We start from the raw sequence: 14,584 nt of genomic DNA, 5'->3' as shown, positions 1-14,584 counted from the left end.
CCTCGACATCGCATGGCTGGTAAGAGGAGACGGACATGTCGCAGGACCACGCTGAGCAGCCGGTCGGAGGTTCGGCCGCCAAGCTGGACACGACGGTGCCGCACTCGGCACGGGTGTGGAACTACTGGCTCGGCGGTAAGGACAACTTCGCCCCGGATCGCGAGGTCGGCCAACAGGTACGGGCCGTCTTCCCGGAAATCGTCGAGGCGGCCCGGTATTCGCGCGCGTTCCTCGGACGAGCCGTGACCTATCTCGCCGCGGAGGCGGGGATCCGCCAGTTCCTCGACGTCGGTACCGGCCTGCCCACGGCCGACAACACCCACGAGGTCGCCCAACGGATCACGCCGCAGGCGCGCGTCGTCTACGTCGACAACGACCCGATGGTTCTCGCGCACGCCCGGGTGCTGCTGACCAGCAGCCAGGAGGGTGCCACCCAGTACGTCGACGCCGACCTGCGCGACCCGGAGAAGATCGTCCAGGACGCCCGCGACACACTGGACTTCGGTGCGCCGATCGCGCTGATGCTGCTGGGCGTCATGGGTCACGTCGAGAAGCCGGCCGAGGCCCAGGCCATCGTCAACGCTCTGGTCTCGTCCCTACCGTCGGGCAGCTTCCTGGCGATGTCCGACGGTACGGCTACCAGCGAGCGGGTCATCGAGTCGCATCGGCAGTACAACGAAAGCGGTGCTCTGCCGTACCACCTGCGGGAGGTCGCGGACTTCACGGCGTTCTTCGACGGCCTCGACCTGGTCGAGCCGGGCGTCGTGCCGCTGGGGCACTGGCGGACCGACAGCAGGCCCCCGGCCCCGGTCGATGGCTACTGCGGGGTCGCCCGCGTGCTCTGACGCCCCGGCATAGACTCCGTCGATGCGTGAGGTGTCGGGGGACTTCGAAATCCACATCACTGTCCAAGATCACGAGGCGAACCTGCTGTCTGCCTTCACGGCCCGGCACGGGATGAAGTTCGTGCACATCGTGCTCGACCGGGGCACGTTCGCCTACCAGCCGATGCTCACCCTGACCGGGCGAGGCACGCTGGCCGAGCAGCGGGCCGCGGCGCTGCGCTGGGAACGCGAGGTGCGGGCCGCCGGTATGCAGGTGCGCCGCACGAAGATCGAAGCGGCACCGTGGTGCGTCGGCGTGCCGCAGTCGGACGAGCAGGCGGCGACGGAGCCGAAGGGCCGGTACTTCGAGCATCACCTCAAGCTGCTGCTGACCGGCCCGGCGGTGGCGCAGGTACTGGCGCTGACCGATCTGGTCGTGCCGCACGGGGCGCGGCTGTCCCGCAACGCCCGCCGGGAACGCGCTGACGGTGTGCAGGAACGGTTCGTCAACCAGCGCTGCCACGGCGTCGGGCTCACCACCGCCAAGCAGCGCCTGGACGACCTCGTCGCGGCCCTGGCCGCCGCCGGGCATGAGCCCGTCGCCGTCGAGCAGGAGTACGTCGTGTTCGACGGCAACCCGGCACACGACGACCGCTGGATGGACGTGCCCGAAGGCCGCGTGAACGAGTGGCAGGCGACGCGCGAGAACACCGTGAGGTCCGCACCGGAGGGCATGCCGGGCTTTCCGCCGACCTACCGACCACTGCCCGCCGACGTACCCGTCCGCCAGCGGGCGGCGTTCGATCCGGCGCTCAGGCAGTATTCGAACGCGTACCGGGCTGGTGAGCCCGACTTCCTCGCGGCCGCCACCGGTGAGCGGTGGACCACCGCCCGGCGCGCCGCGATGCGACAGATCCTGGCGGTCATCGCGGCGATCCCCGAGAGCCGCCATCTGGTGCTGCGCGGGAGTGTCCTCCTGCCGGCCCAGGTCGGTGACGGCGCCCGCGAGCCGGGCGACCTCGACTTCGTCGTCGTCCCACACACGATCACCAGCGACAGTGCCGACGCCCGTGCGCTACTCGACGCCGTCAAGGCCGCCGTCCGGGCCACCCCGGATGCCGGCCTGCAACCGGACCGGATCAGCGAGGCCGCCATCTGGACGTACGACCGGGCCGACGGCCGCCGCCTCGTCGTCCCGTTCAGCACGGCCGGGGCGCCGGACGGCCACGTACAGATCGACATCGTCTTCGGCGAACAGCTCCCCCTCCCACCGGAAACGGTCATGCTGCCGGGTGTCGCGGAGCCGATGCTGGCCGCACCCGCCGCGCTGGCGCTGGCGTGGAAGCTGCTGTGGCTGGCCACCGACTCGTATCCGCAGGGCAAGGATCTCTACGACGCAGTTCTCCTCGCCGAAACCACAACCGTCGACCTGGACCTGGTCCGCCGGCTCATGCGACCGGACCTCGCCGTCGAAGCCGACCGCTTCGACGCCGAGACCGTGCTGACCTGGGGCGTCGACTGGGCCAACTTCACCGACGAGTACCCGGGTATCGAGGGCACCGTCGAGCAGTGGACACAGCGGCTGGCGCTGGCCCTCGACCGCGCCTGGGCATAGGGCCTGTGTCAAAGTCCTCGGTGGAGCCGAGCCGTCTGGGGCCGTCGCAGGCCGGCCAGGGACTTTGACACCGGGCCCTGGCCGCCGCGTCGGTCCGCGGCAGCCTCCTCGGCTGGGCTCGGCGCGATCTGGTCAGCGGGTGTCGGCGGGGCGGCGTTCGTCGGTGCCGGTCAGGTAGCCGCTGGCCTGCAGGTCGAACAGCTCACGGTAGAGGCCGCCGGCGGTCATCAGTTCGTCGTGGCTGCCGTGCTGGACGAGTCGACCCCGTTCCAGCACGAAGATCCGGTCGGCGTGCCGGACGTTTGCCAGCCGGTGGGTGATCAGCACGACCGCCCGGTCGGGGCGGCGGCGCAGGTGCTGGAACAGGGCGTGTTCGGCACGCGCGTCCAGGGCGGCGGAGGGTTCGTCACAGATCAGCAGGGCGGCGTCGCGGTAGAGGCCGCGAGCCGCGACGAGCCGCTGCCACTGCCCACCGGACAGCTCGTGACCGTCCTTGAACTCCCGGTCGAGCAGCGTGTCGTAGCCGCGCGGCAGGCCGACGATCATGTCGTGCGCGGCGGCCGCACGAGCCGCCTCCTGCACACTCGGGCCGGACCGGTCCGGTGGGCGGTCGTGCCGGCCGACGCGGATGTTCTGCCCGGCGGTGAACGGGAACTTCCACCACTCCTGGGTCATCACGGCCACCTCGGCGCCCAGGGCGCGCGGGTCCAACTCCGCCGCGTCGACGCCGTCCCAACGGATCACCCCGCCGGTCGGCTGATAGAGGCCCGCGATCAGTTTGGCCAGGGTGGTCTTGCCGGAGCCGTTCTCGCCGACAAGCGCGATCACCTCGCCCCGGCGGACGGTCAGGCTGACCCGGTCCACCGCCGGGGCGTCGGTGTCCGGGTAGCGCAGGCTCACGTCGTCCACCTCGATCACGTCGACACCGTCGGTCACCCGGTTGCCGCCGATCGGCACCCGGGCGTGGGCGCGGGCCAGGAAGTCCTGGTAGTCCTGGTAGTAGAGGGCGTCCTCGTACAGCGAGTTGGTGGCGACGACGGCCACGCCCAGGCTGGTCCGCGCGGACTGCAACGCGAGCAGGGCGGTGGCCGCGGCGGCGAGGGCCACCATCCCACTGAGCAGCAGGCCGCCGAGGACCGCGTACACGCCGAAGGTGGCCAGCCCCGCCACCGTGGCACCGATGACCCGGGTGCCGGTCTGGGAGCGGACCAGCCGCAGCTCGGCGCGGGTCTCGACCGCCATCACCCCGCGATACTCGGCGAGCAGGAAGTCGCGCATCTGGTACGCGCGTACCTCGGCGGCGGTGTGCCGGTTGGCCATCAGGTGGGCCAGCATCCACATCCGGCGTCGCCTGGTGATCCGGGCCAGCATCGCCAGGTACTCCCGGCGGGCCATCCGCACCGCGGTGACCGCCTGGGGCACCGCGGCCAGCAGCAGGCAGGGCAGCAGCAGCGGTTGGATGACGGTCACCGCGACGGCGGTGGCGAGCATCCCCACCACGCCGGTGACCAGGTTGACGGTGTGGTCGACGATGTACGCGGCCTCCGCCATCCCCCGGTCGCGCGCCCGGTCCATCTCCTCGGCGAAGCCGGCGTCGTCGAACGCGGCGAGGTCCACCGCCGTGGTGGCCTCGAACAGCCGCAGCTCCACCTGATAGTTGATCTGCGGGATCAGCCGGGCCTGCGCCCAACCCGCCGCGATGGTCAGGCCGCCGCGCGCCGACACCGCCGCCGCGGCCACGATCAGCGCCGGCAGGGCCGAGCGGACCCGGTCCGGGGTGGGACCGACGGCGAACAACTCGCGCAGCACGCTTGTCGTCGCGAGCAGGCCGAACGTGGTCATCACCCCGGCGGCGATGTTCAGGCCGATGGAGGCGACCGTGTCCCGGCGGTTGGTGGACCAGGCCAGGCCGACCGCCGCCCGGACCAACCGGGGCAGCCGGCGGGCCACCGCCCAGAAGCTGGTGTGCGCGAACTCCTGTGCGTGGTGCAGCCACTCACGATCCTCCAGCTCCGGCAACATCGTGTCCGGTGGATCATCCGGCTGGTCGTTCTCCACGGTGGTGCGCTGGCGTGCCATCGACTCCACGGGACCCTCCTCGGGGGCGGGATCACGAAACGCCGCCCGAGACTACTGCCCGCTACCGCCCGCTGTCTCTAGGTAGCCGGCGCGTCGCCGGGCACCTCCGGTGCGCCCTCCGTGATCGGCAGCAGCACCCGGAACGTGGTCCGTCCCGGCTCGGTCTCCACCCGGATGTCACCGTGGTGCTTGTGCACCACGATCCGGTACGAGATGTCCAGCCCCAGGCCGGTGCCCGCGCCGACCGGCTTGGTGGTGAAGAACGGTTCGAAGATGCGTGGACGCACCTCGGGCGGGATACCCGGGCCGGTGTCGGTGACCTCGACCGCCAACTGGTCACCGACGCGGCCGGTGTGGACGGTCAGCACCCCCTTCTCCCCCATCGCGCCCAACGCGTTGTCGATCAGGTTGGTCCACACCTGGTTCAGCTCGGCCGCGTACGCCGGGACCGGCGGGATGCTGCGGTCGTACTCGCGGACCAGCTTCACCTCGGCGGGGATCTTCCCCTTGAACATCACGAGCGTGGCGTCGAGCAGGTCGTGCACGTCCACCACCCGGTGCGGCGCGCGGTCCAGCTGCGAATACTGCTTGGCGGCGTCCACCAGACCGGAGATCCGGGTGACCGCGTCGCCGATCTCCCGCATCAGCAGCTCGGTGTCGACCGTGTAGGTGAGCCAGCGCACCGCCGCCTCCAGGTCCGCCGCGCCGACAGCGGCCTTGACCTGCGCCAACCAGGCCGCGTCGAGCCCGCCTCCTACCAGGATCGGTGCCAGATCCCAGGCGCCGCCGACGCCGTGCTCCTCCAGCCAGTCGGTGAGGGTGTCCTCGGCATCGGCGGTGGCCATCGGGGTCAACTTCGGCGCGGTGGCCACCCGAGCGACAGCCTCCTCCTGCAACGCGACAAGGCCGTGCAGGGCGGTGCCGTCGAGCCGACCATCGGCGACCATGGCGAGCTTGTGCCGCATCCCGGCGACCCGGTCCCGCAGCACCGAGGTGGCCCGCACCGCCGCCGCGGCCGGATTGTTCAGCTCGTGGGTCAGCCCCGCCGACAGCGAGCCGAGGGCCAGCAGTCGCTCCCGCTCGCCGACGATGGTCTGGCTGTTCCGCAGGCCGAGGAACAACCCCTCCAACAGGTGCATCGGCATCGGGAACCAGGACCGCAGGGCGTGCGCGAAGTCCTCCGCCGGCAGCACGAAGAAGTCCGAGTCGACAAGCGCCCGCATGGTGTTGCGGTAGATCTGGTCGACCTGGTCACCCAGGTACGCCTGGACCGCCCCGCCGTACACGCCGCGCTGGTCGGTGCGGCTGACCTCGATGTCGTCGCCGCGCACCTGGCGGCTCAGCGCCACCGCGCCGCGCACCAGCACGAAGAAGCAGGTCCCGGGCTCCCCCTCGGCGTACACGAGGGTGCCGCCGGCGCGCTGCTCGACCCGGCCGCGTTCGGCCAGCCAGTCGAGCTGCCCCTCGTCGAGGGACTCGAACAGGAACAGGGTGCGCAACTGCGCGGGTGTCAGCCGATCAGACGCGGTGGTCACTGGATCTCCTTCGTTCGCGACTGCGGGGCCTCGCTGAACCGGCTCATTGGGCTTCCAAATAGCGGTGCACGAGCGAGACGGCCATCGCGCCCTCGCCGACGGCCGAGGCGACCCGCTTGACCGACTCGGCTCGCACGTCCCCGGCCGCGAACACCCCCGGAACGCTGGTCTCCAGGTGGTACGGGTCGCGCGACAGCGACCAGCCGGCCGGCCGGCGTCCCCCGGCCAACAGGTCCGGGCCGGTGACGATGAAGCCGCGTCCGTCCCGGACCACCACCCCGTCCAACCAGTCGGTACGGGGCTCCGCGCCGATGAAGATGAACAGCCAGGAGGTGTCGACCGAGCGGGCCTCCCCGGTACGGGTGTCGCAGAGGGTGAGCCGTTGCAGGTGGTCCTCACCCGCACCGCCGACCACGGCCGTGTGCGGGTGCACGGTGATCCGGTCGATCCGCTCCAACTGGTCGATCAGGTAACGCGACATCGAGGCGGTCAGGTCCGCGCCCCGGATCAGCAGGTGCACCCTCGACGCGTACCGGGAGAAGTGCACCGCAGCCTGGCCGGCGGAGTTGGCCCCGCCGACGATGTAGACGTCCTGCTCGACGCAGCTCGGCGCCTCGGTGGCGGCCGCACCGTAGAACACCCCCCGACCGGTGAGGTCGGCCAGCCCGGGAGCGTCCAGCACCCGGTACGACACGCCGGTGGCCAGCACCACGGTGTGCGCCGCGATCTCGGAGCCGTCGCCGAAGCGCAACAGCCGGGCGCCGCCGGCCTCACTCAGACCGACCACCTCCCGGGCACTGAGCAACTCGGCGCCGAACTTGACCGCCTGCCGCCGGGCCCGATCGGTCAACTGCGCGCCCGAGACGCCGTCGGGGAAACCCAGGTAGTTCTCGATCCGGCTGCTCTGCCCGGCCTGCCCGCCGGTCGCCCGCCGCTCGACGAGCACGGTGCGCAGCCCCTCCGACGCGCCGTAGACAGCGGAACCGAGGCCGGCCGGGCCGCCACCGATCACCACCAGGTCGTAGAAGTCCGACGCGGGCACCACGGTGAGCCCTGCCAACGCGGCCAACTCGGCCTCGTTCGGGGCGATCAACGCCTTACCGTCGGCCGTCACCACCAGCGGCACGTCCGCCTCGGTGGCCCCGGCCGCGTCGAGCAGGCGGGCGCCCTCCGGGTCGTCGGAGAGCATCCACCGGTACGGCACCAGGTTGCGGGCCAGGAAGTCACGGACCTTGAACGACGGCGCCGACCAGCGGTGCCCTACGACCCGGATCTCGGCGCTCACCGCGTCCGGGGTGACCGACCATGCCTCCAGCAGCCCGTCGACCACCGGGTACAGCTTCTCCTCCGGCGGATGCCAGGGCTTGAGTAGGTAGTGGTCCAGGTCCACCACGTTGATCGCCTCGATCGCGGCATCGGTGTCCGCGTAGGCGGTGAGCAGCACCCGGCGGGCAGCCGGGAAGATGTCCATCGCCGCTTCCAGGAACTCCACGCCGGTCATCTCCGGCATCCGGTGGTCGGCCAGGAGCAGCGCCACCTGCTCGCCGCGCAGCTTGACCTCCCGCAGCGCGTCCAGCGCCTCCGGTCCGGAGGACGCCCGCAGCACCCGGTAGCGGTCGCCGTAGCGGCGGCGGATGTCCCGGGCCACCGCGCGGGACACCACGGGGTCGTCGTCGACGGTCAGGATCACCGGATTCGCCATGGCGCCATGAAATCACCTGTTGACGGTCGGCCGCACCACGGCCCGGGCTCGGCGGATGGTTGACCGGGTTCGGGATGGGTAAGCCGGGGAGCCGCGTAGGTGGTCGTACGTCGACGACCCGCCCGGCTGCCGCGCACACCTCGGGGGGCCCATGGCGGACGTGTCGCCGACCGGACCGACCACGTCGGGCGGGATCGTGGAACTGCGGGTGCACGGTGTCTCCGGCGCGGGGGCGGATCAGGTGCTGGGCCGGCCGTACGTGCACCAGGTCGCCGGGGACCGCAGCGGCGGGTTCTACCGACCGCGCCCCGGCTACCCGGACTCGACCGGGACGGACGGGGTGACGCTGGAGGCGTACCGGTGGAGTGACCTGCCGTCCGGCACGGCCGTGCGGACGCTGTCGCTGGTGTTCCTGTTGCCCTTCATGCTCTGCAACGTGGCGCTGTGGATGCGCCCGGCGAACACCGCGTCGAAGTTGGGTTTCATGGCGCTGTGCCGGGTGCTCGCCCTCACCCTCACCATGCTCTACGTGCTCTCCATCGTCGGGGTGGCGTTGGACCTGGTCGCCTGGCGCTGCATGGACACCCCGTCGTGCCTGGCCGGGCGGAGCTGGCTGTCCTGGCTCGGCGGACGCCCGCCCGGGCTCCGCCTGGGTGTGCTGGCGTTGGTGCCGGTCGCCGCCCTCGGGTTGGTCTGGTGGCTCGGCGCCCGCCCGGGCCACTCGTTCGACGCGTTCCGCAGCCCGTCGGCCCCGACCTCGAAACACCGGTTGAGCGCGGTCGGCCAGTGGGACGGCGAGCCACTCGTGGGTCGGCTGCGCTCGGTCCACGTCGCGGCGGGATTCGCCACCCTCGACGGCAGCCTGCTGGCCGCCCGCGCCAGCCAACACCGCTCGTGGGTGATGGTGCTCCTGCTGGCGGCCACCGGGGCGGTGCTGCTGGCCTGCCTGGTCCTGCTCACGGTGGTGCCGAGCATCGACCGGACCGACCCGGCGCCCCGGGTGGACGCCCTCTTCCGCGGGCTGCGCACGATCGCCTGCGGCGTGACGATGCTGGTGATCGTGCACGTCGTCATCAGCCCGGCCCCGTGGCCGCGGGGCGGCGCTCTGCCCGGCTACGGAGCGATCGTGGCCTGGCTGTTCGTCAGCCAGATGATGCTGATAACCATCCTCGCCGCGCTGGTGATCTGGCGGCGGGGCGGCGGGCAGCGCGGGGGGCCGCTGCGCGCGTTGGGAGCGCCGGTCTTCGTCACGATCGCGGCCGGTCTCGCCGTGGCGTTCTCCGCCGAGCTGGTCTACCGCGTGGCGGACGTGCTCGATCGCGAGGGCACGACCGCGGACGGGCTGGAGACCAGCCCGCCCCTGGCGTACAAGTGGGCGATCTTCGGGTTTTTCCTGGCGGTGCTGACCGCTCTGCTGGTGGCCGCCCTGGTCACCAGGCTGACCCGGCGCGGGCGGCGGCGGGTAGCCCGGGCGATCGTGACCGCCGACTTCCCGCACGCTCCTCCGGCGGCGGCGGACCGGGTGCGGCGGGTCGAGCGGGCGATCGCCCGGGCCCGGTTCACCGAGCGGCTGGAACCGCTCTCCGTGGTGTACGCCGGGCTGGCGGCGCTCGGCCTGTCCACCAGCGTGCTCGGCCTGCTCCAGCTCCTGCCGGGTGAGCTGGCGCAGCGCTACGTCGGGGTGCCCGAAAGCATGGTCAACTTCCTGATCGGGTCGGGCAGCTACGCGATCGCCCTGATCCTGCTCGGCCTGGTGGTGGGCGGCATCTTCGCGTACCGGACGGCGCAGTTCCGTCGCTACGTGGGTGTGCTCTGGGACCTGGGCACGTTCTGGCCCCGGGCGGCGCACCCGTTCGCGCCGCCCTGCTACGCCGAGCGGGCCGTGCCCGAGTTGGCCAAGCGGATCACCTACCTGGTGGAACAGGGACAGGGCGTGCTGCTGGCCGGGCACAGCCACGGCTCGGTGCTGCTCGCCGCGACGGTGCTGCAACTGCCCACCCGGATCACCGACCGGGTCGCGCTGCTGACCTACGGATCGCCACTGGGTCGGTTGTACTCGCGGCTGTTCCCGGCCTACGCCGACGAGCCGGCGCTGCGGGAGATCGGCGAGCGGGTCGGCTGGCGCTGGATCAACCTGTGGCGCGACACCGACCCGATCGGTGGTTGGATCTTCGCCGCCCACCGACCCGGGACGGCCGAGACGCTGACCGGTCCGGCGGCGATGGTGGACCGCCGGTTGGTCGACCCGCAGGATGTGGTGCCGGCGCCCAGCGACAGCGTTCCCCCGCCGATCCTCGGGCACTGGCCGTGCGAGTCGCAGGACGAGTTCGCCGAGGCGGTACGGGAGCTGACCGGGCGACTGCTCCCCGAACGCCGGACGACCGGCTGAGACGGCGGCCGGATATCGTCGCGGGGTGAGCCCGTCCAAGCAGCCCGAACGCCGGTTGATCGCCTCGAACAAGAAGGCCCGGCACGAGTACACCGTGCTGCGCACGTACGAGGCGGGCATCGTGCTGGTCGGGACCGAGGTGAAGTCGCTGCGCGAGGGGCGGGCCTCGCTGGTGGACGCGTTCGCGCACGAGCGCGACGGTGAGATCGTGCTGTACGGCCTGCACATCGCCGAGTACACCTACGGCACGTGGACCAACCACGCCCCGCGCCGCAACCGCAAGCTGCTGCTGCACCGGGCCGAGATCGACCGGATCCTGGACAAGGTCCGCGAGGGCGGGGTGACCATGGTCCCGCTGTCGATGTACTTCGAGAACGGCTATGCCAAGGTCGAGCTGGCGCTGGCCAAGGGCAAGCGCTCCTACGACAAGCGGCAGACGCTCGCCGAGCGCGACGCGAACCGCGAGATCGCCCGCGAGCTGGGACGACACCTCAAGGGCCACCCCCGCCGGCCCTGATCTGCTGCCACTTCCGGTTTCTGTTCGCGGCGCGCCCGCGGGGTCGTTGACGTCCCTTCATCGACGTGGTCTGCTCAGTCGACGCCGTTAATGAAAACGGTAATCGTTACTCGATGCGGAGGAGAACCATGTCGCTCACCGTCCCGCCCGCCCTGCTCGACGCCGCCGAACGAGGCCCGATCGACGACGAGGCCTTCATCGCCTGCGTCCGCGACTCACTCCCGTACGCCTGGGCCACCGTGAGCCGGGTGGTCGCCGAACTCGAAGCCGGAGACGACGACCTGGCCGACAACGTCGTCCCGCCGCCCACCGACGCCGACCGGGGGCAACTGCTCCGGGCCCTGGCCAGCGACGCGATCCGCGCCGGCCTGGAACGGCACTTCGGCGTACGCCTGGCATTCCAGAACTGCCACCGCGTCGCCGCGTTCCGCCCGTCCGCCGTCGACGGGGAACGCTACCGCCGCTTCGTGTCGACCCGTGGCCAACTGCTCAACCAGTCCCCCGAACTCCGCAACTGCTGAGGATCCCCCTCGGGGCGGGCGGACCCCGCGGCCCGCCCGCCCCCGGGGACCCTGCCGCCCGACGCGCCGCCCCGCGCCCCGCGCCCCGCGCGCCCCGCGCCCCGCGCCCCGCGCGCCCCGCGCCCCGCGCCCCGCGCCCCGCGCCCCGCGCCCCGCGCCCCGCGCCCCGCGCCCCGCGCCCCGCGCCCCGCGCCAAGATCTGCGCAACTTCCCCGATGTTGCTGCCTCCGACGCGCCGGAGCCAGCAACATCCCCGATATTGCGCGAATCTTGGCGACGCGCAGCGCCCCGAGAGGCCGGCAAAGAGTTCGGGGCGTCCATGCCGCCAAGATCGTGCTCGATCCTGGTTCTAGTGGGGTCGGGCGTGCGTGATGCCACTACATCCGAGATGTTGCGTGACCTTGACGGCGCAGACGCTCCGTGCCGGCCGGAACGCAGCAACCCGCCGTCCGCGATCCGGGCACGTGGGTCTCACGGCCGCACGATCCGCACAACTTCGGGGCAGGTGCCTGCCTGCCTGCTCTGATCGACTCGGTTTCCTTGAATCCGCGCCGTCCGGGCCGGTCCGACGGGCCGACTTCCGGAAAGCCGAGTCGATCACACAAGAGCTGAGTCGGTCACACAAGAGCCGAGTCGATCACGGCGAAGCCGAGTCGACAAACAGGGGCCTGCGGGCGCTGTGCCATCGCCGCCGGGCGCTCGGCGGCGGGTCAGGCCTTGCGGGCCAGGTGGGTGGCGATCGCGGTGGCGAGGCGGTCCGGTGCCCCGTCGGCGTACCCGATGAACAGCGACGGCTCGGTCAGCTCCAGCTCGACCAGGACCGGCTCGCCGTCCGGGCCGGGGATCAGGTCGACCCGGGCGTAGAGCAGTTGCCGTGTGCCGCCGGGCACCGCGGCGAGCGTCCGCTCGGCCACCGCCAGTTGTGCGGGTCGGGCGGTACGGGCGCTGATCTCCTCGGCCTTGTAGAGCCCGTCCGGGCCGAGGTCCGGACCGGTGAGCATCGGGCCCTTGCGGATCGCGTGGCTGAAGGCGAGCCCGTCCGGGCCGGCCAGGAAGAGCAGCGCCGTCTCACCCTCGGTGTCGATCGCCCGCAGGTACGGCTGGACCATGGTCACCCGGCCGGCGTCGGAGAGCCGGCGGACGTGTGCGGTGGCCAGGTCCCGGTGTTCCGGGTCGGCCAGGTCGTACCGGCCGGTGTCCTGGCTGCCGGCGCTGACCGCGGGCTTGAGCACGTACTCGCCGGCCTCGGCGGGTGGCTGCCAGCGCTCCCCCGGCTCGACCCACGACGTCGGTACGGTCGGCACCCCGGCGGCGCTCAGCTCGGCGAGGTACCGCTTGTCGGTGTTCCAGCGAACCACGTCGGCCGGGTTGACAAGCGCCGGGACGGTTGCCGCCCAGGCGACGAACTCGTCGCGGCGCAGCGCGTAGTCCCAGGGGGATCGGAGCACGACCAGGTCGAAGGAGGACCAGTCGACGTCGGGGTCGTCCCAGACCTCGGTCGCGACGGAGATGCCACGGGCCCGGAGTGGGGCGAGGACCAGCCGGTCGTCCGGGTCGAGGTCGACGAGGTCGGCACAGGTGGCGAGAGCGACCCGGGGTTCCCCCCGGGTCGACTGGTGATGGGTGGTCAATTGAGCTGGCTGTTCAGCGGGCCATGGTGCGGCGGGCCATCGACCGCCAGAGGTCGTTGCTGGGGCGCATCTGGTCCATCAGTTCACGCTCCCAGGCGTTCTCGACGGTGACTCCCGCCTTGGCGCACGCCTCCCGTGCGGTGACGGTGTCGTCGGCGAACTGGTCGCCCCACTCGCCGTCGGAACCCACCAGCACGATTCGCGCGCCACGCTTGCCGACGTACTCGATGACCGCCTTCGCGCCGCCGTGGCCGGCGGCGAATGCCTGAAGGCTCGCGACCAGGCCCTGGGGTGCCTGCTCGGCGGTCTGCTCGGCCGTCAGCGTCGTATCGGAACCATCTGCCATGACGCGAAGCCTAAGCAGACTCGCACCCGCTCGGGCGAGAACCATGAACCTTTTGTGATGCCAATTACCTAGAGGTTTAACGACGACCACGCGTCACCTGCCCGGTTATATCCGGACTTATGCTCACAAAGATAGCGGCCAAATCGCCGTCCGGCCGACACAGTTGAGTCGATCCGACTCATGCTGAAAGTTACTCTGATGTGACGTTAAACCCGGACAACTCATCCATGGCCATGATTAGTCAGGAGCGCGTCGCCAGGCGCTGCCGGCGAGGACGGGTCAGATCAGCGCGTCGAGCGCGACGGCGAGGAACACGATCGTCAGGTACGTCGTGGACCAGTGGAACAGCCGCATCGGCTTGACCGCCTCGCCGCGAGTCGCGCGCCGGCAGAGTCGGTGCGCCTCGAGCACGAAGATGGCCCCCACCACCAAAGTCGGCACCCCGTAGATCGCGCTGAGCCCCAGCGGCCAGACGGCCAGGGAGGTGAGCACGGTGAGCCAGGCGAAGATCAGGATCTCGGCGTTCACCCGGCGGACCGAGGCCACCACCGGCAGCATCGGGATCCCGGCGCGGGCGTAGTCGTCCTTGTACTTCATGGCGAGCGGGTAGAAGTGCGGCATCTGCCAGAAGAAGACCACCGCGAAGAGCCCCCACGCGGCCGGCGCCAGCGAGCCGGTCACCGCCGCCCACCCGATCAGCACCGGGGCCGCCCCACAGGCGCCGCCCCAGAAGGTGTTCGTCGGGGTGGAGCGCTTGAGCCACAACGTGTAGATGACGTCGTAGTAGACGATCGCGGCGAGCGTCAGCCCGGCGGCGAGCAGGTTGGTGAACGCCGCCATCAGGGCGATCGACACCGCCGCCAGGACCAGACCGAAGACCAGCGCGTTACGCGGTGACACGGTGTGCGCCGGCAGCGGCCGCCGCTTGGTACGCCGCATCAACTGGTCGATGTCCCGGTCGATGTAGCAGTTGAGCACGCTTGCCGCGCCCGCGGCGAGCGAGCCACCGATCAGCACGACGGCCATCAGCCACAGCGACGGGAGCCCGCCGTCGGCGAGCATCATCGCCGGGACGGTGGTGACCAGCAGGAGTTCGACGATCCGCGGCTTGGTGAGCGCCACGTACGCCGACACCATCGCGCGTACGTCCCGCCGGGCCACCGGACCCTCGGCAGCCCGTGCCGGGTGCTGCCCGGCCGGATTGCTCGCGGGGCGCTCGGTGATCATGCTCACGGATTGCCACCTTCCGGCATCGGGCACGGGGAGATCGGATCGGTCGGGACCGCACGGGCCCGCACACCGACCCACACACTACGCGTTGTCGTTTTGGCTGCCCGGCCGACCCGACAACGGTGCGGGCCGTCACACCACCGGGTTGAACCAAGCATCCCGGAACGTCACCTCGCGCACACCATGCGAGATCCC

At 71.4% G+C, this 14,584-nt stretch carries 11 protein-coding genes; 5 read left to right on the top strand and 6 right to left on the bottom strand.

Translation table 11 applies throughout. The annotated features are described in order from the left end of the window. Positions 1-35 precede the first annotated feature (35 nt). Both AB0O48_RS22370 and AB0O48_RS22365 read left to right on the top strand, forming a co-directional pair. Entirely contained in the window at positions 36-845 is an 810-nt protein-coding gene (locus AB0O48_RS22370; protein WP_365068072.1) for an SAM-dependent methyltransferase, read from the top strand. 22 nt (positions 846-867) lie between these two features. Next, positions 868-2,439 carry a nucleotidyl transferase AbiEii/AbiGii toxin family protein gene (locus AB0O48_RS22365; protein WP_357572345.1) on the top strand — a complete coding sequence of 524 codons (1,572 nt, stop codon included), beginning with the start codon at positions 868-870 and terminating at the stop codon, positions 2,437-2,439. A 132-nt stretch (positions 2,440-2,571) separates the two neighbouring features. Here the strand turns inward: AB0O48_RS22365 and AB0O48_RS22360 are convergent, their stop codons facing one another. From AB0O48_RS22360 to AB0O48_RS22350, 3 genes are all read right to left on the bottom strand, one after another. Next, positions 2,572-4,518 (bottom strand): ABC transporter ATP-binding protein, encoded by a 1,947-nt coding sequence (locus AB0O48_RS22360; RefSeq protein ID WP_357255693.1) that lies wholly within the window; start codon positions 4,516-4,518, stop codon positions 2,572-2,574. 77 nt (positions 4,519-4,595) lie between these two features. After that, positions 4,596-6,053, bottom strand: coding sequence for an ATP-binding protein (locus AB0O48_RS22355; RefSeq protein ID WP_357255603.1), 1,458 nt, complete (start codon positions 6,051-6,053; stop codon positions 4,596-4,598). A gap of 43 nt (positions 6,054-6,096) precedes the next feature. Continuing rightward, complete coding sequence (locus tag AB0O48_RS22350) at positions 6,097-7,755, bottom strand: FAD-dependent oxidoreductase (RefSeq protein ID WP_357255601.1); 1,659 nt, start codon at positions 7,753-7,755, stop codon at positions 6,097-6,099. Between the two features lie 151 nt (positions 7,756-7,906). Here AB0O48_RS22350 and AB0O48_RS22345 point away from each other — a divergent pair, with 151 nt between their 5' ends. From AB0O48_RS22345 to AB0O48_RS22335, 3 genes are all read left to right on the top strand, one after another. Beyond that, a complete protein-coding gene (locus AB0O48_RS22345; protein WP_365068066.1) occupies positions 7,907-10,144 on the top strand; it encodes a hypothetical protein in 2,238 nt (745 codons plus the stop codon). A gap of 25 nt (positions 10,145-10,169) precedes the next feature. Further along, positions 10,170-10,661 carry an SsrA-binding protein SmpB gene (gene smpB, locus AB0O48_RS22340; protein WP_088948483.1) on the top strand — a complete coding sequence of 164 codons (492 nt, stop codon included), beginning with the start codon at positions 10,170-10,172 and terminating at the stop codon, positions 10,659-10,661. 128 nt (positions 10,662-10,789) lie between these two features. Continuing rightward, entirely contained in the window at positions 10,790-11,182 is a 393-nt protein-coding gene (locus tag AB0O48_RS22335) for an SCO5389 family protein (RefSeq protein ID WP_179783419.1), read from the top strand. Between the two features lie 710 nt (positions 11,183-11,892). Here the strand turns inward: AB0O48_RS22335 and AB0O48_RS22330 are convergent. The 3 genes from AB0O48_RS22330 to AB0O48_RS22320 form a co-directional block, all read right to left on the bottom strand. Continuing rightward, positions 11,893-12,813 (bottom strand): hypothetical protein, encoded by a 921-nt coding sequence (locus AB0O48_RS22330; protein WP_357571549.1) that lies wholly within the window; start codon positions 12,811-12,813, stop codon positions 11,893-11,895. A 13-nt stretch (positions 12,814-12,826) separates the two neighbouring features. After that, positions 12,827-13,159: a hypothetical protein gene (locus AB0O48_RS22325; RefSeq protein WP_357251416.1), complete on the bottom strand. Its 333-nt coding sequence runs from the start codon at positions 13,157-13,159 to the stop codon at positions 12,827-12,829. A 279-nt stretch (positions 13,160-13,438) separates the two neighbouring features. After that, positions 13,439-14,392: a heme o synthase gene (locus AB0O48_RS22320; RefSeq protein WP_357251414.1), complete on the bottom strand. Its 954-nt coding sequence runs from the start codon at positions 14,390-14,392 to the stop codon at positions 13,439-13,441. Positions 14,393-14,584 lie beyond the last annotated feature (192 nt).

Origin of the sequence: Micromonospora sp. NPDC085948, assembly GCF_040686315.1 — a bacterium.
Lineage (GTDB): Bacteria > Actinomycetota > Actinomycetes > Mycobacteriales > Micromonosporaceae > Micromonospora.
The sequence above is the reverse complement of the archived record's forward strand: the minus strand, read 5'-3'. Positions and strand labels throughout refer to the sequence as shown.